Raw genomic sequence first — 15,450 nt, forward strand, 5'->3', positions numbered from 1 at the left:
CACAACCCGCCGGGATCCCACGAACAGCGCAGCGAAAAATCGGTCACGAACCGTGCCGACGTCGCTCCTCGCGTCGAGCGGCGTCCAGCCGCTCGAGATCGGCCTCGCCGGAGTGGTCGACGAAGCGCATCATCTCCGCGATGGCGCGGTGCCCGGCCTGCTCGGCGATGAGCCGGTGCATCTGCTGGGCGACCGCCCGGTACGCGGGGTGGCCCTGGGGCGTGGTGCGCAGCTCGAGGAGGTGCATCGCCTCCCGGGCGTTGAACTGCATGGCGAAGCGGATGCGGTACGCGAGGGCGACGGCGTAGGGGGCCTGGTGCGGGAACGGCTCGACCATCGCGGCGTGGAGGGCTGCCGAGCGCTCCATCGCCTCGTCGAACGCCGCGGCGCCACCGGCGGCGTCGACCGCAGCCGGGCGGGTGTACCCGTGGGCCGGGCTCAGCTGCTGCCACTCGATCGTGAGCATCCGGTGACGCTGGAGGTCGCGGAACGCGCCGTAGTCGGCGAGGACGTCGAAGCGGTAGCCGACGCGCTCGAGCGCACGTCCCGGCTTGTGACGTCGGTTCCCCCGTTGCCCCTCGTAGGCCCGCATGACCGCCAGCCGATCGTCGATCGACATGGCGCGCACCAGCTCCAGCAGCTCGCTCTCGGGCCGGTCGGACGCCGCGTACAGCATGCTCGCCACCAACTTGACCTCGGCGTCGGGGTCGTGGTCGACGAGCGTGACCACCGGTTCGGCGTCGTGGGGGGCGGCGTCGCCCGATCCCCCGGGTTCGAGGAGCCGGGCGGCGAGCGTGGAGAGGTCGTCGCGGGTGGTGGAGAGGTAGGTGCTCCACGCCCCGCCCCGGTCGGCGAGGTCGACCCGCTTGAGGAAGGACGGGATGACCTTGCGCAGCTCGTAGAGCATCAGGTCGGCGTAGGTCCGGGCCTCGGGGAGCGGGTGGGCGCGCATGCGCAGCAGCAGCTGCTCGTAGCCCTGGCCGGTGCCGTAGATGCCGACGTTCGAGAGCGACGCCGCGGGGAGGATTCCCCGGAGCGCGTCGAAGGCCTTGGCCCGCACGGCCTGGCGGTAGACGAGGTCGGAGTCGCCGGGGTCCTTCGGGATCTCCCGCCGGAACCAGTCCTGGACGACCGGCAGGAGACCGGCGTAGGTGTCGAACATCCGGTCCATGTCGCCGACGAAGCGGGTGCCGAGGTGCGAGGAGAGCACCGCAGGGTCGCGGTGGAAGCGGTACCGACCGCCGATGCGGGTGTCGTAGGAGATGTAGCGGGTGGACTGCTCGAGGTAGGACATGAGCCGCCCCCACTCGAGCACCTTGGTCAGCACGTTCGACGCCTGTTCGCAGGCGAGGTGCACCCCCCCGAGCTGGGCCACCGAGTCGTCGCCGTACTCGAGGAAGACGCGGTCGTAGAGCTCCTCGGCCCGGCGGAGCCCCACGGTGGCGTCGATCGTCTGGTCGCCCTCGATGTCGAGGTCGCCGACGAACTCGTCGAGGAACAGCCGGCGCAGCGACTTCGGGGAGCGCGAGTACCGGGCGAACAGTGCGCCCTTCACGACCTCGGGCAGGTTGACCAGGGCGAAGACCGGTCCGTCGAGGTTCGTGAAGTACCGACGAAGGATGTCGGACTCCGCGGGCGAGAACTCCTCGGCGACGTAGACGGTCACGGCGCCCGACACTAGGTGCTGGGCCCCCGCGTCCCGGGGACCGCGGAGCGCGGTGGCCGGGCGGTCAGAGGACCGGGGGGTGGTCACCCTCCGTGGCCCGACGGAGGTCGTCGGCCGCCCGGCGCCGCAGGTCCTCGTCGGCCCAGAGGTCGAGGACGGTCGCCGCCATGGCGATCGCACCGTCGATCACCGCCGCGTCGCCCTCGGCTCCGGCAGCGTGGCGCGTGAACGCCGCGGTGTGGATCGAGACGCCCGGTGGAGCCACGCGGATCATCGGGTGGATCGAGGGCGTCAGGTAGCTGACGTTGCCCATGTCGGTGCTGCCGACGACGCGGGCCCGCGGGTCGGGACGCCGGTGGTCCCGGCCGACCTGCGCCGCGTTGGCCCGGAAGGCCTCGACGACGGGGTCGTTGTCGAGCATGTCGGCGTACGGCGGGTCGTTCCAGTGGGCGTGCATCGTGCAGCCGGCGGCCGCGGCCCCGGCGCTCAGGCAGGCGCTCACCCGCTCCTTCAGCGGCTCGAGCGTCGCGAGGCTCGGCGAGCGCACGTACCAGTGCGCGGCGGCGTGGGCCGGTACGATGTTCGGCTTGGCCCCGCCGTCGGTGATGATGCCGTGGATCCGCTCGTCGGGACCGATGTGCTGGCGGAGCGCGGCGACGTTGACGTAGCCGAGCACCGCGGCGTCGAGGGCGTTGAGGCCGAGCTCGGGGTGCGCGGCCGCGTGGGCCTCGCGCCCGTCGTAGCTGACCTCGAGCTGGTGGATCGCGATCGTGTCCATGGCGGTGAGGTCGGCGTCCGCGGGGTGGATCATCATGGCCGCCGCCACGTCGTCGAAGGCCCCCTGGCGCCCCATGAGCACCTTGCCGCCGCCGCCCTCCTCGGCCGGGGTGCCGAGCACGACGATCCGCCCGCCGAGCTCCTCGGCGAGGGCCGCGGCGGCCAACCCGGCCCCGAGGCCCGCGGCGGCGATGATGTTGTGGCCGCAGGCGTGGCCGATCTCGGGCAGCGCGTCGTACTCGCAGATGACGGCGACGAGCGGGCCGTCGCCGTCGCCGGCGCGCGCCGCGAACGCGGTGTCGAGGCCGTAGGCGTGGGGCTCCACGTCGAGCCCGCCGACGTCGAGCGCGGCACACAGGACGTCGTGGGCGTGGCGCTCCTCGAAGTTCAGCTCGGGTCGCTCGTGGATCTGGTGGGAGACGTCGAGCAGGACGTCGGCGCGCGAGCGCACGTCCTCGGCGACGCGGTGCTTCAGCGACGTGAGGTCCATCGCCCCACCCTAGGGTTCAGATGATCCCGACGACGGCGTCGGGCAGGACCCTGACGGAGAGCACCCGCCCGACACCGACCGACTCGCCGTCGAGGCGGACCGTGGTGGGTCGCGCCAGGGTGACGTCGAGGTCCGGGACCCGGCGGACGTCGATCCCGGGGTGGGGCAGGTGCTCGCCCCGCCCGACCCGCGACCGGGCCTTGAGGCGGTCGTCGAGCGAGAGGCGGCCGTCGAGGACGTCGAGGAGGCCGTCGCCAGGGTGGGCGCGGGGGGCGAGCTTCCAGTCACCCAGGTACTCGGTGTTCATCACCGCCGAGAAGCGGCCCTGCCACAGCCGCCGTCGCACGACCAGGTGGGCGACGAACCAGTGGCGCGCACCGTCGACGTCGACCTGGCCCACGTCGAGGGGCAGGTGCCGAGTGGTGCCGCGCCGCAGGCGGGCCGGGTCGCCGGTGGACCCGACGGCGCGTGCCAGGTCGCCACCGAGCAGGGCGAGGGGAGGCGGCGGCTCGCCGGCGCGCAGCGCAGCCGTCACGATCGCGCGAGCCTCGGCGTCGCTGCGCACCTCGACGGCGTCGTCGGGGAGCGGGGCCTCGGTCCCCCAGTCCTCACCCTTGCGGATCGGCACCGGGGTCCGGTTCCTCGAGGTCCTCGACCGGTTCGTCGTCGTCGGCGCCCGTCCCCACCGCCGAGGAGGCGACCACGACGCCGCGCAGGAGGGCATCGGATGCGGCGCGAGCGGCGGCGGCGGTGCTCGCCAGCGGCGCGACCGAGCCGATCTGGCGCAGCAGGTCGATGAGCTGCTTGACGTTGCGCACGAAGTCGCCACCCGAGACCGTCTCCTCGGAGAGCACGTCGTCGAGCTCGTCGCCGGAGGCCCACGCGTGGGCCAGGGCGGAGAAGCCGGGGTCGGGCCGGCGGGTGAGCGGGAGCCCCGACGCCATCTCGTCGCGGTTCAGCGAGCGGGCGATGGCGTCGATGCGGTCGATCCGCTCGGCCATCGGTCCGGGAGGGAACCACGGCTCGGGGGGCGGCTGGGCGCTGCGGTGCTCGTAGGTGAACGTGGCGACGACGCCCGCGAGCGTCGGCGGGTCGAGCCCGTCGAGCTCGCCCTGGCGGATCGACTCGGCGACGAGGAGGTCGGACTCGTGGTAGATCCGCGCCAGGACCTGCCCGGCCTCGGTGAGCTCCCACCCGGCGAGGTGGTCCCAGTCCTCGAGCAGCTCGAGGATCCGCTCGAACGTGGCGCTCAGGCTGGCGGTGCGCGACCGGCGCACCCGCTCGAGGTCGCGCAGCTCTCGCTCGAGCCGCTCGACCTGACGCTGGGCCCTCAGGTGCACCTCGAGGTCCGGGCAGCCCTCGACGGGGTGACCGATCCGCTCGCCCCCGCGTCGCCGGTTGCGACGCCGGGCCGCCGGTGCGAGGTCGGCGTCGCGCAGTCGGCGCCGCACCTCGGTGAGGAACGCGCGGTTGTTGGGGGCGAACGGGGTCGGCAGCTCGATGCGCCCGAGGACCTGCGGGAAGCCGCTGACGTCATCGGGGCCGAGGCTGAGGACGTGCCGCGGCCCGCCGAGCGCGCGCACCTTGACCGCCCCGCCCCGCCGTTCCGACACCGAGATGACGACCGCCGGCCCCGCGGCGCTGCCCCGCTCGACGTCGATCACCTCGCCGGGACGGAGCGCGGCGAGCGCTCGTGCCCGCTCGCCGCCGTCAGGGCCGGACCGGACGCTCTGCGCCTGTCGTTGGAGCTCGCGGTACTCCCCCACGTCCCCGAGCTCGCAGGTCGCCGTCGCCGCAGCGTCCGCCAGTGCCTCGCGCCGCTGCTCGATCCGACGGCCGAGCCGGACGACGTGGCGATCGGCGCGGAACTGGGCGAACGACTGCTCGAGCAGCTCGACGGCCTGGTCGGCGTCGTAGCGGCGCACCAGGTTGGCGGCCATGTTGTAGGTGGGTCGGAACGCGGAGGTCAGCTCGAAGCTGCGGCTCGAGGCCAGACCGGCGACCTCGTCGAAGGTGACGAACGGCGACCAGAGCACGATCGCGTGACCGATGCGGTCGATCCCCCGGCGACCCGCTCGCCCGGTGAGCTGGGTGTACTGGCCCGGCGTCAGCATCTCGTGGCGCTCGCCGCCGAACTTGGTGAGCTTCTCGATGACGACGCTGCGGGCGGGCATGTTGATGCCGAGGGCGAGGGTCTCGGTGGCGAAGATCGCCTTGGCGAGACCCTCGACGAAGATCGCCTCGACCGCCTCCTTGAACGGGGGGACCATCCCGGCGTGGTGGGCGGCGACCCCGGCCTCGAGACCCGCGAGCCAGCGGTCGTAGCCGAGCAGGGCGAGGTCGGCGTCGTCCATCGAGGCCAGGTGCTCGTCGACGATCTCACGGATGCGCTCGCGCTCCTCGGCGGTCGTGAGGCGCATGCCGCTGTCGAGCACGGCCTTCACGGCGTCGTCGCACGCCGCCCGGCTGAAGATGAACGTGATGGCGGGCAGGAGGTTGCGCTCGGCGAGCATCTCGATCACCTCGACCCGTCGCGGCGTGTACCAGCGCCGCCGGCCGCGACCCTTGCTCCCCCGCGGGCCGCGCCCGAGGTCGGCGTCGAAGCGCCGTCCCTCCGGGTTGGGCCGCCCGCCGGGGAGCATGTCGATCATGTGCATCCGGTCGCTCTGGCGGTCACCCACCAGGAAGTGGTTGACCAGCTCGACCGGTCGGGTGGTCTCGACCACGACGTCCGTGGGGCCGCGGACGGTCTCGATCCACTCGGCGAGCTCGGGCGCGTTGGACACCGTGGCGGAGAGGCAGACGAGACGGACGTCGGCCGGCGCGTGGATGATGACCTCCTCCCACACCGGGCCCCGGTACTCGTCCTGCAGGTAGTGGACCTCGTCGAGCACCACCCACCGGAGCAGGTCGAGGGCGCTCGACCGGGCGTAGATCATGTTGCGGAGCACCTCGGTCGTCATCACGACGACCGGCGCGGACCCGTTGATCGAGTTGTCGCCGGTGAGGAGCCCGACCCGATCGGCGCCGAGCCGGGCGACGAGGTCGTTGTACTTCTGGTTGGACAGCGCCTTGATCGGCGTCGTGTAGAAGACCCGACGCCCCTCGTCGAGGGCCACGTCGACGGCGTACTCCCCCACCACCGTCTTGCCCGACCCGGTCGGAGCGGCGACGAGCACGGAGCGTCCGGCGTCGACGGCGTCGAGCGCCTGGACCTGGAACGGGTCGAGGGGGAACCCGACCTGCGACTCGAAGTGGCGGCGGCGGTCCCTGGCGGTCATCGCCGCAGGAGCCGACCGATGACGATGGAGGCCTCGAAGAACAGGTACATCGGCACCGAGAGGATCGCGAGGCTGATCGGGTCGCCGCTCGGGGTGATGACCGCGACGAGCGTGACGATCCCGACGATCGCGTAGCGGCGGATGCCGGCGAGCTGGTCGGGCGAGAGGATCCCGGCGATCTGGAGGAACACGAGCAGGATCGGGAACTCGAAGCCGATGCCGAAGCCCACCATCATCTTCACGAGGAAGCTCAGGTAGGCGGAACCGGAGAAGAACTGCTCGAACTGGTCGCCACCGATGCTGACGAGGAAGTCGAGGGCCTTCGGGACCGTCCAGAACGCCAGCCCGGCACCCAGCACGAACAGGACCACGCCCGCGGTGACGAAGGGGACGGCGTAGCGCTTCTCGCGCGGGTGGAGGCCCGGGGTGATGAACCGCCAGACCTGGAACAGCACGATCGGCATGGCGAGGGCGAGCCCGGTGTACACGGCGACGGTGATGCGCACGCCGAAGCTCTCGAGCGGGTCGGTCTGGAGGAAGACGCACTCGGCGTCGGGTCGGATCTCGCAGTAGGGGCCGCTCAGCCAGTCGATGATCGGCTCGTACTGCCAGAAGGCGACGACCGCACCGGCGGTGACGGCGAGCACCGACGTGATGATGCGCGACCGCAGCTCCGCCAGGTGCTCGATCAGGGTCATGTGGGCCTCGGGATCGCGTGCGGTCCCGTCGCCGCGTCGTCCGAGCTTCACTCCGGACGGTCCGTGTCGAGCCGCGACCAGGGGTCGTCGTCGGGCCGCTCGGTGGTCGGCGGTGGCGGATCTCCGCCACCGATGCGTCGGCTCGCGTCCTCGTCGAGCATCGCCGTGCGCATCTCGGCCTGGAACCCGGCCGAGATCTTGCGGACCTCGCTGACGACCTGGCCGACCTTGCGCACGGCCCCGGGCAGCTTGTCGGGGCCGAGGACCACGAGGGCCACGAGGAGGATGACGAGCACCTCTCCACCACCGACGTTGAACATCGGCCCGAGTCTACCGGTGGGGGCCGGACGACCCCGCGGCGGGTCCGCGCCCGATCGACGCCGCCACCTCTCGGGTCGCCAGCGTCAGGTCGCGGCGGGCGACGTCGAGCTGCTCCAGCCGCTCGGAGGTCAACACGAGCTCGCGCCCGATCCGGCGGGCGGTCCAGCCGAGGGCACCGATGGCGAGCAGGAGCGACGCGAGCGGCGCGACCCAGGTGAGGTCCACGGACGCGAGGCTAGCGACGTCTCAGCGAGCCGCTTCGCTCCCGCCGGACTGCGGATCGATGATCGCGGCGAGGGCGGCCTCGAGCACGGCGTCGTCGGCGATCTGCTCGTGGAAGGTGAGCAGGTCGTTGTGGGTCAGCGGCTCCTCGCGGACCTCGGACTCCCGCTCGACGAGCTCCGCCGGCCGACGCCAGGTCGTGAAGGCCACGCCGGCGGCGATCAGCAGGTCCATGACCGGTCGCTCGGCGGTGCGCACGACCGTGCTGCGACAGCCCGGGCACGAGAACGCGTAGGTGCCGGCCCCCCCGTCCTCGGGGGCGTGGACGCGCACGTCGGTCGTGGGGAACTCCACGTCGCCGCACGTATCACAGCTCGCTCGGATCGTCGCCATCGGTCCTCCATCCGCGGTCTGGCGTTGCATCGACCGGTCCGCCGTCGACCTTGAGCACGATCGCGCGCCGGCGCCGCCGATGGCGGGATGGTGGGGTCACCGGCGAAGATGGCCCCCCGTGCCGACCCGACTGCCCTCGCTCCGCACCCCGCCCATCGGCTTCGCCCACCGCGGCGCACGTGCCCACGCGCCCGAGAACACGCTGGAGGCGTTCCGCCTCGCCCGACGGCTCGGCGCCACCGGGCTCGAGAGCGACGTGTGGCTCACCGCCGACGGCGAGGCGGTGCTCGACCACGACGGCATGTTCGGCTCGCTCCTGCGCTTCCGGCGGCGGACCCGGATCCTGGACGTCCGCCGGGCGGAGCTGCCGTCCCACATCCCCACGCTGGCCGAGCTGTACGAGGCCTGCGGCTCCGACCTCGAGGTCTCCCTCGACGTGAAGGACCCAGCCGCGGTGCCCCGCGTCCTCGAGGTCGCCCGCGCCGCCGGCGACGTCGCGCTCGGGCGGCTGTGGCTCTGCCACGACGACCTGGACCTGCTCTCGTCGTGGCGTGCGCTCGACGGGCGCGTCCGCCTCGTCGACTCCACCCGCCTCGCCCGCATCAAGGAAGGCCCCGAGCGGCGCGCCGCCACGCTCGCCGCGCGCGACATCGACGCCATCAACATGCACCACGCCGACTGGACGGGTGGCCTGACGACGCTCTTCCACCGCTTTGACCGCTACGCGTTCGCCTGGGACGCCCAGTTCGAACGGGTGATCCGCGACGTCGTGGCGATGGGCATCGACGGCGTGTTCAGCGACCACGTCGACGTGCTGATGGAGAGCATCGACGCCGCGACGGCCTGACGCCGGCGGCGTGGTGGGTCAGAGCCCGCCGAGCCGTCCGAGCGGCCAGACCGTGACGAAGGCCCGCCCGACGATGAGCTCCTCGTCGATCGGTCCGAACACGCGGCTGTCCCGGGAGTTGCCGCGGTTGTCGCCCATGACGAAGACGCCGCCCTCGGGCACCTCGATCGGCGCGAAGGGGTCGGTGAGCACCCCGTCGGCGAGGTAGGGCTCCTCGAGCGGAGCACCGTCCACCCAGACGCGGCCGTCGCGCCCCTCGACGGTCTCCCCCGGCAGTCCGACCACGCGCTTGATGAGGTCGTCGATCTCGCTCGGCGGCTCGTTCGGGGGGCGGTGGAACACGATGACGTCGCCGCGATCGATCCCGCCGAGGTCGTCGCTCAGCTTGTTGACGAGGACCCGGTCGCCCCGGGTGAGCGTCGGTTCCATCGACTCGGACGGGATGTAGAACGCCTGGAAGAGGAACGTCTTGATGACGAGCGCCACGACGAGGGCGCCGCCGATGACGAGCAGCCACTCGATGAGGTTGCGCACCGGGCTCCGCTGCTTGCGGCGGGTGCGGGGCGCGGAGGCCAGCAGCTCGTCATCGCGCCGGGCCCGGAAGGCCGCCCCGGGCACCGCATCCCCGTCTCGGCGCTCGAGAGGATCGTGGCCCTCGGGGCCGAACGGCTGGTTCGTCATCCGGGCCGACTGTACCCGTCGGCCCCGGGAGCCCCGCCGTAGCGGCGCAGGACCCGGCGCGCGGCGTCGGCACCCGCGTCGGGCAGGTCGCCGTCGGCGGTGACGACCTCGGCCGCCGGCCCGAGCCGCAGCAGGAGCCGCTCGAGCCACCGGCGTGCGCTCACCGCGAGCGTGACGTCGAGGCGTCCGTCAGGACGCTCCTCCAGGTGCTCGTGCGGGTACTGCTCGACGACCCAGCGCGCCGAGGGGTCGAGTCGCAAGGTGACGCGGGGGTCGTCGCTCGACGGCCGGTAGACGGCGAGCGTGTCCGGGACCTCCGGCGCCTCGAACGTGGCGTCGAGGACGACGACGTCGTCGATCCGGTCGACCCGGAAGACGCGGACGTCCTCGGAGCGGTGGCACCACCCGACGAGGTACCAGTTGCCGCGGTCGGCGTAGAGGCGATGCGGGTCGACGACACGACGGGTGCGCTCGTCGGTGCCGAAGGAGAGGTAGTCGATCTCGACCTGGTGGCACGTCGTGGCCGCCCGTCCCAGCTCGTCGAGGATGCGCTCCTCGGCGTCGCCGAGCTCGATCTGCACCCGCTCGGGGTCGATGCCGAGAGCTGTCGCGACCTTGGCCAACGCACGCTGCAGGGGGTCCCCGGGGTCGGCGCCCGGCACGTCGCGGATCGTGCGACCAGCCGCGACCAGGGCCAGCGCCTGCGGGGCCGTGAGCCGCAGCGGCCGGTCGAAGGGCTCGGCCAGCCGGACCGAGATCAGACCGGCGTCGTCGATGTCGACGTCGATCATCGTGTCGGGCGTGTACGGCGGGACGCCGACGAAGGGCAGGACCTCGAGGTCGGCCAGGAGCGCGGCACGGGTGATGCCGAACCGGCGGCAGACCTCCTCGACCGGTGCAGGTGAGTGGGCGGTGAGCCAGGGGATGAGCGCCAGGAGCCGGCGCACCCGCTCCCCCGCCGTCGGCCGGCTCACGACGCCACGCCCGGGACGTCGCGCAACCAGGCGACGAGGTCGTCGCGCAGCTCGGGGGGCTCGAGGATCTCGGCGTGCTCGAGGTAGGTGAGGACCATGCCGCGGAACGCGCTGCGGTTGGTGACGGTCAGCTCGACCACGACGGCGCCGTCGGGACGCGACTCGACCTGGTCGGCGTCGGCGCCGAGGTGGGCGAGGGCGATCGCGGCGTGGCTGGCGTCGACGAGCAGGCGGCACCGGACGGGCGGATCGATCGCCAGCCGCCAGCCCTCGGCCACGACCTCGTCGTCGTCGGACTCGGGCGGCTCGAACGCCCCGGCGGCGCCGAGCGTGACGTCGCCCTGGATCCGGTCGACCCGGTAGGTGCGCCGATCGTCCCGGCCGACGTCGAAGCCCCGGAGGTACCAGTGGCCGCGCTGGAACACGATGCCGTAGGGGTGCACCTCCCGCACCTCGTCGCGGTAGGTGAACCGGCAGGTCGCCCGGCGGGACACGGCGTCGAAGAGCGGCGCGAGGCGAGGGTCGGTGGGGATCGACGCCGTCGCCGGTGCCACCTCGCCGACGCCCGTCGCCCCGCCGAGCTTCCAGAGCGCCTCGATGCCCTCGACGCCGTCGAGCTGCACGGCCGAGGCGGCGAGCTGCAGCGCTGTGAGCTCGTCGGGCTCCAACCCGAGGTCGGGGAGGTAGTACTGGTCGCGCGGGATGCGGTACCCGTCGAGCGGTGGGTCGGCGCCGGGGATCTCGACCAGGTCGAGCGGGATGCCCATCTCGCGCAGGTCGTCCTTGTCGCGCTCGAACGCCCGGTGGAAGGCGGCGTCGCCCTCCGGGTAGCCCGGCACGCGGTCGCGCAGCTCGGCAGCCGACAGCGGGCGCCCGCTGTGGAGCAGGACCGCGGTGAGGTTGAGCAGGCGCTCGAGCTTCTGCACGGCGGCGACTCTACCGACCGCCGTCGAGGAGGCCCGTGGCCACGATCCCCGCCGCGGACGCGGTGCGGAAGAACAGCGGGTCGGCGTCCGGTCCGCGGCCCATCGTCGTGATCCTGAGGTCGAGGTCGTCGAGGAGGGCGGCGACGTCGGGTACCTCGACCTCGACCTGACGATGAGGTGGAGGGACCTCGAGCCCGCTCCCCCGGGCGACGGCGACGTCGGCGGCAGTGCGCGCCAGGCCCAGGGCGGTGACCGTGTGGTGGCTCAGTCCCCGGTGGCGCTGGCGAGCGTCACCGTCGCTGGCCCGTGCGCACACGACCGGCCGACCGCCAAGCGCGGCCGCGGCGTCGACGATCGACGCCACCTCGACACCGGTCGTCCCGAGCGCGGTGCCGGTGCCGACCACCCCCGGTCCCATCCCCACGACGACGACCTCGGCGCCGGCGACGTGGCGCGCGAGCACGAGCGCCGAGGGCAGCGACACCGCCTCCAGGTCGCCGCCGATGGCGTGTCCAGTCGTGACGGTGGTGTGGACGAGCCCGGCGTCGACCAGCGCGCCGACCAGGTCGGACAGGGCGAGCGGGAGCGCGGCGCCGTCGGTCATCACGTAGGCGACGCGGGTGCCCGGTCGGGCGGCCGCGATGGACGCGGCGACGACCCCGACCTGGCTGTGCAGGCCGCAGGCCACGACCGGCGTGCCGTCGAGCGTCGCCGGCAGGTCGGGATGCGCCTCCTCGGCGGCGCCGACGTCGGCCTGGAGGCTGGTGTAGCGCAGCTTCACGATGTGGCCGGGACCGGGCCGGCTCCAGCTCTCCCGGGCCAGGTTCCAGTGCACGACGTGCCAGCCGCCGGTGCCGAGGCCGAGGTCGACCGCGGTGGTGTTGACCACGACGCCGTCGCCGGGTGCGACGGGACCGACGAGGTCGACCAGCGCGTAGGCGCGCTCGGGCGCCGGGCCCCCGAGGTCGACCGTGAGGCGCTGGATGCCGCGTCGCTCGGAGAGGACCTCGACGACCGTGCCGGTGCGGAAGCTCGGCACGGCTAGAGGGACGCGATCAGCTTCTCGACCCGCTCGTCGTGGGAGCGGAAGGGGTCCTTGCAGAGGACGGTGCGCTGCGCCTGGTCGTTCAGCTTCAGGTGTACCCAGTCGACCGTGTAGTCGCGCTTGCGCTCCTTCGCCCGCCGGATGAACTCGCCCCGCAGGCGGGCACGGGTGGTCTCCGGCGGGTGCTCGACGGCGTGGTTGATCTCGGCGTCGGTGCAGATGCGCTCGACCAGGCCCTTGTCCTGCATCTTGTAGAAGAGGCCGCGCTGGCGGTCGACGTCGTGGTACTGGAGGTCGACGAGCGCCACGCGCGGGTCGCCCAGCTCGCAGTCGTGCCGGGCCCGGTAGGCCTCGACGAGGTGGGCCTTGATCACCCAGTCGACCTCGCGGTCGAGCTGCATCGGGTCGTCGGCGAGGGCGGTGAGGCAGTGCTCCCACATCTCGAGGACGAGCTTCTCCTCCGGCGACATGCCACGGGTCTCGGCGTACCGGAGGGCCCGCTCGAGGTACTCGCTCTGGATGTCGAGGGCCGACACCTCGCGGCCGTTCGCCAGGCGGACCGTCCGCGTGCAGGACGTGTCGTGGCTGATCTCGCGGATGGCCCGGATCGGGTTCTCGAGGGTCATGTCGCGCAGCACCACCGACGGGTCCTCGAGCATCCGGAGGAGGATGGCGGCGGCCCCGACCTTCAGGAACGCCGTGTACTCGCTCATGTTCGAGTCGCCGACGATGACGTGGAGGCGCCGGTAGCGCTCGGAGTCGGCGTGGGGCTCGTCGCGGGTGTTGATGATCGGGCGGGAGCGCGTGGTCGCCGAGGACACGCCCTCCCAGATGTGCTCGGCCCGCTGGCTGACGCAGTAGGTGGCGCCGCGCGCCGTCTGCAGGACCTTGCCTGCGCCGGCGTAGATCTGGCGGCTGACGAGGAACGGGATGAGCACCTCGGCGTAGTGGTTCAGCTCGTCGCCGCGGCTCGTCAGGTAGTTCTCGTGGCAGCCGTAGCTGTTGCCGGCGGAGTCGGTGTTGTTCTTGAACAGGTAGATGTCGCCGCGGATGCCCTCCTCGCGGAGCCGCTGCTCGGCCGAGACGAGCAGCTGCTCGAGGATCCGCTCCCCCGCCTTGTCGTGGACGATCAGGTCGTGGACCGAGTCGCACTCGGGGGTGGCGTACTCGGGGTGGGAGCCGACGTCGAGGTACAGGCGGGCGCCGTTGGCGAGGAAGACGTTCGAGCTGCGTCCCCAGGAGACGACGCGGCGGAACAGGTACCGGGCGACCTCGTCGGGGCTCAGTCGGCGCTGGCCGCGGAGGGTGCAGGTGACGCCGTACTCGTTCTCCAGCCCGAAGATCCGGCGTTCCATGTGGTCACGCTATCCGTCGGCGTCGGGCCCCGGGTGGTCGTCCCCCACCGGCTCGTCCGTCGCCGTCTCGGGCTGCGGGCGGCGATCGGCGGCGAGCAGGTCCTCGAGCTCCGGGCCCTCGATGCGGCGGAAGGCCCGGCGCTCGGCCCGGCGGTCGAGCAGCGCGACCTCGAGGTCGCCGCTCGCGAGGGTGCGGTCGGGCCCGGCGAGAGCGGCCCGGGCCACCGACAGCGCTCCTGCGAGGTCGAGCCCCTCGGTCCAGTCGTCGACCAGCCGCTGGCCGATCACCTCGGCGTCGCCACCGAGCACCGTGAGGCGCGACTCGTCGACGATGGTGCCGTCGTAGAGGATGCGGAACATCAGGTCGGCGCCCGGTTCGCGGCCGACCTCGGCGACCAGGATCTCGACCTCCATCGGCTTCATCTCGTGGGTGAAGACCTGGCCGAGGATCTGGGCGTACTGGTTGGCGAGCGACCGCGCGTCGACGTCCTCGCGGCTGTAGGCGTAGCCCTTCAGGTCGGCGTGGCGGACACCGGCGATGCGAAGGGAGTCGAACTCGTTGTACTTGCCGACCCCCGCGAAGCCGATGCGGTCGTGGATCTCGGAGATCTTCCGCAGGCGCTGGGTGTTCTCGGCGGCCATCAGGATGCCGGGCTCGCAGGCGAGCGCGACGAGCGACCGGCCACGGGCGATGCCCTTGCGGGCGTAGTCGGCCCGGTCCTTCATGACCTGCTCGGGTGCGACGTAGAACGGCATGCTCACGACGCGGTGCCCTCCGTGCCGCCGAGCGTACCGGGGACCGTGAGGTCGGAGATCAGCCGGCGGAACCGGTCGCCGACCTCCTCCTCGGGCACCCGGACGAAGCCGTCGCTCGTGATGGTGGCGATCGTGGGGAAGATGCCCCGGACGAGGTCGGGTCCGCCGGTGGCGGAGTCCTCGTCGGCGGCCTGGAACAGGGCGGAGATGGCGAGGTCGATGGCGTCCTCGCGGCTCATGCCGTCGCGCCAACCGAGCTTGACGACGGTGCCGGCGTGGAGGCTGCCCGACCCCGTGGCCGCGTGGTTGCTCTCCTCGTAGCGGCCGCCGGTGACGTCGTACTGGAACAGCCGACCCGTCCCCCGCCGGACGTCGTAGCCCGCGAACAGCGGCACGACGGCCAGTCCCTGCATGGCCGCGGGCAGGTGGTTGCGCACCATCTGCGAGAGCTGGTTGGCCTTGCCCTCGAGCGACAGCGCCGACCCCTCGACCTTCTCGTAGTGCTCGAGCTGGAGCTGGAAGAGCTTCACCATCTCGACCGCGGGGCCGGCGGCGCCGGCGATGGCGACCCCCGAGTGGCGGTCGGCCGGGAACACCTTCTCGATGGTCCGGTGCGAGATGAGGTGGCCCGAGGTGGCCCGTCGGTCACCGGCCATCACCGCCCCGTCCGCGTAGCGGATGGCGACGACGGTGGTGCCGTGGGTGATCGGCAGGCGCCCGTCGAGGTCGCCCTCGATCACCGGCGGGCGGTGGCCCGTGGCGCGGAGCAGCGAGGTGAAGCTCGGGCCGGGGTCCTCGGAGGCGGCGAAGAACGGGAAGGTCACTCGCCGCCCTTCTGGATGTACGACTTCACGAACTCCTCGGCGTTGGTCTCGAGGACCTCGTCGATCTCGTCGAGCAGGTCGTCGAGCTCCGCCTTGATCTTCTCGCCGGACTCGGACTTGGCCGGCGCCTCGGCGACCTCGGCCTCGTCCCGGCTCGGCGCCGGCTTCTTGATCTGTTCACGCTCTGCCATCGA

17 protein-coding genes are annotated in these 15,450 nt (G+C 72.6%); 1 reads left to right on the top strand and 16 read right to left on the bottom strand.

Translation table 11 applies throughout. The features are described 5' to 3' along the window. Window positions 1-43: 43 nt before the first annotated feature. The 8 genes from GH723_RS09340 to GH723_RS09375 all read right to left on the bottom strand — a co-directional run bounded on the left by GH723_RS09340 (window position 44) and on the right by GH723_RS09375 (window position 7,809). Window positions 44-1,666, bottom strand: a complete 1,623-nt coding sequence (locus tag GH723_RS09340) for an FAD-dependent thymidylate synthase (RefSeq protein ID WP_153759389.1) — start codon at window positions 1,664-1,666, stop codon at window positions 44-46. A 64-nt stretch (window positions 1,667-1,730) separates the two neighbouring features. After that, window positions 1,731-2,933: a M20 family metallopeptidase gene (locus tag GH723_RS09345; RefSeq protein WP_153759390.1), complete on the bottom strand. Its 1,203-nt coding sequence runs from the start codon at window positions 2,931-2,933 to the stop codon at window positions 1,731-1,733. Window positions 2,934-2,949: 16 nt separating this feature from the next. Then, window positions 2,950-3,561: a diacylglycerol/lipid kinase family protein gene (locus GH723_RS09350; RefSeq protein ID WP_153759391.1), complete on the bottom strand. Its 612-nt coding sequence runs from the start codon at window positions 3,559-3,561 to the stop codon at window positions 2,950-2,952. Then, window positions 3,542-6,214 (bottom strand): DEAD/DEAH box helicase, encoded by a 2,673-nt coding sequence (locus tag GH723_RS09355; protein ID WP_153759392.1) that lies wholly within the window; start codon window positions 6,212-6,214, stop codon window positions 3,542-3,544. Before GH723_RS09355 ends, GH723_RS09350 begins: the two co-directional genes overlap by 20 nt. Then, window positions 6,211-6,963, bottom strand: coding sequence for a twin-arginine translocase subunit TatC (gene tatC, locus GH723_RS09360; protein WP_229022751.1), 753 nt, complete (start codon window positions 6,961-6,963; stop codon window positions 6,211-6,213). The genes GH723_RS09355 and tatC overlap by 4 nt, the downstream gene beginning before the upstream one ends. After that, on the bottom strand, window positions 6,960-7,232 hold the full coding sequence (tatB, locus tag GH723_RS09365) for a Sec-independent protein translocase protein TatB (protein WP_153759394.1): 273 nt from the start codon (window positions 7,230-7,232) through the stop codon (window positions 6,960-6,962). Before tatB ends, tatC begins: the two co-directional genes overlap by 4 nt. A 10-nt stretch (window positions 7,233-7,242) precedes the next feature. Continuing rightward, window positions 7,243-7,458 (bottom strand): hypothetical protein, encoded by a 216-nt coding sequence (locus tag GH723_RS09370; RefSeq protein ID WP_153759395.1) that lies wholly within the window; start codon window positions 7,456-7,458, stop codon window positions 7,243-7,245. 21 nt (window positions 7,459-7,479) lie between these two features. Then, window positions 7,480-7,809 carry a hypothetical protein gene (locus tag GH723_RS09375; RefSeq protein ID WP_153759396.1) on the bottom strand — a complete coding sequence of 110 codons (330 nt, stop codon included), beginning with the start codon at window positions 7,807-7,809 and terminating at the stop codon, window positions 7,480-7,482. A 157-nt stretch (window positions 7,810-7,966) separates the two neighbouring features. Here GH723_RS09375 and GH723_RS09380 point away from each other — a divergent pair, with 157 nt between their 5' ends. Beyond that, window positions 7,967-8,695, top strand: coding sequence for a glycerophosphodiester phosphodiesterase (locus GH723_RS09380; protein WP_195210213.1), 729 nt, complete (start codon window positions 7,967-7,969; stop codon window positions 8,693-8,695). Window positions 8,696-8,713: 18 nt separating this feature from the next. On the opposite strand, the gene lepB is transcribed toward GH723_RS09380, so the two are convergent. From lepB to GH723_RS19045, 8 genes are read right to left on the bottom strand one after another with little or no spacing between them, the layout of a single operon-like run. After that, on the bottom strand, window positions 8,714-9,376 hold the full coding sequence (gene lepB, locus GH723_RS09385; RefSeq protein WP_153759398.1) for a signal peptidase I: 663 nt from the start codon (window positions 9,374-9,376) through the stop codon (window positions 8,714-8,716). Further along, on the bottom strand, window positions 9,373-10,350 hold the full coding sequence (locus GH723_RS09390) for a helix-turn-helix transcriptional regulator (RefSeq protein ID WP_153759399.1): 978 nt from the start codon (window positions 10,348-10,350) through the stop codon (window positions 9,373-9,375). The genes lepB and GH723_RS09390 overlap by 4 nt, the downstream gene beginning before the upstream one ends. Next, window positions 10,347-11,276: a helix-turn-helix transcriptional regulator gene (locus GH723_RS09395; protein WP_153759400.1), complete on the bottom strand. Its 930-nt coding sequence runs from the start codon at window positions 11,274-11,276 to the stop codon at window positions 10,347-10,349. Before GH723_RS09395 ends, GH723_RS09390 begins: the two co-directional genes overlap by 4 nt. A 10-nt stretch (window positions 11,277-11,286) precedes the next feature. Further along, window positions 11,287-12,315 carry a DUF3866 family protein gene (locus GH723_RS09400; protein WP_153759401.1) on the bottom strand — a complete coding sequence of 343 codons (1,029 nt, stop codon included), beginning with the start codon at window positions 12,313-12,315 and terminating at the stop codon, window positions 11,287-11,289. Window positions 12,316-12,317: 2 nt separating this feature from the next. Continuing rightward, window positions 12,318-13,676 (bottom strand): Pup--protein ligase, encoded by a 1,359-nt coding sequence (gene pafA / locus GH723_RS09405; RefSeq protein ID WP_153759402.1) that lies wholly within the window; start codon window positions 13,674-13,676, stop codon window positions 12,318-12,320. Window positions 13,677-13,685: 9 nt separating this feature from the next. Then, window positions 13,686-14,438 (bottom strand): proteasome subunit alpha, encoded by a 753-nt coding sequence (gene prcA / locus GH723_RS09410; protein WP_153759403.1) that lies wholly within the window; start codon window positions 14,436-14,438, stop codon window positions 13,686-13,688. Then, the gene (prcB, locus tag GH723_RS09415; protein WP_153759404.1) at window positions 14,435-15,256 is read right to left on the bottom strand and encodes a proteasome subunit beta; all 822 of its coding nucleotides are present in this window, start codon (window positions 15,254-15,256) and stop codon (window positions 14,435-14,437) included. The genes prcA and prcB overlap by 4 nt, the downstream gene beginning before the upstream one ends. After that, complete coding sequence (locus tag GH723_RS19045) at window positions 15,253-15,447, bottom strand: ubiquitin-like protein Pup (protein ID WP_153759405.1); 195 nt, start codon at window positions 15,445-15,447, stop codon at window positions 15,253-15,255. Before GH723_RS19045 ends, prcB begins: the two co-directional genes overlap by 4 nt. Window positions 15,448-15,450 lie beyond the last annotated feature (3 nt).

The sequence above is a fragment of the Actinomarinicola tropica genome (assembly GCF_009650215.1).
Taxonomy (GTDB): Bacteria; Actinomycetota; Acidimicrobiia; order Acidimicrobiales; family SKKL01; genus Actinomarinicola; species Actinomarinicola tropica.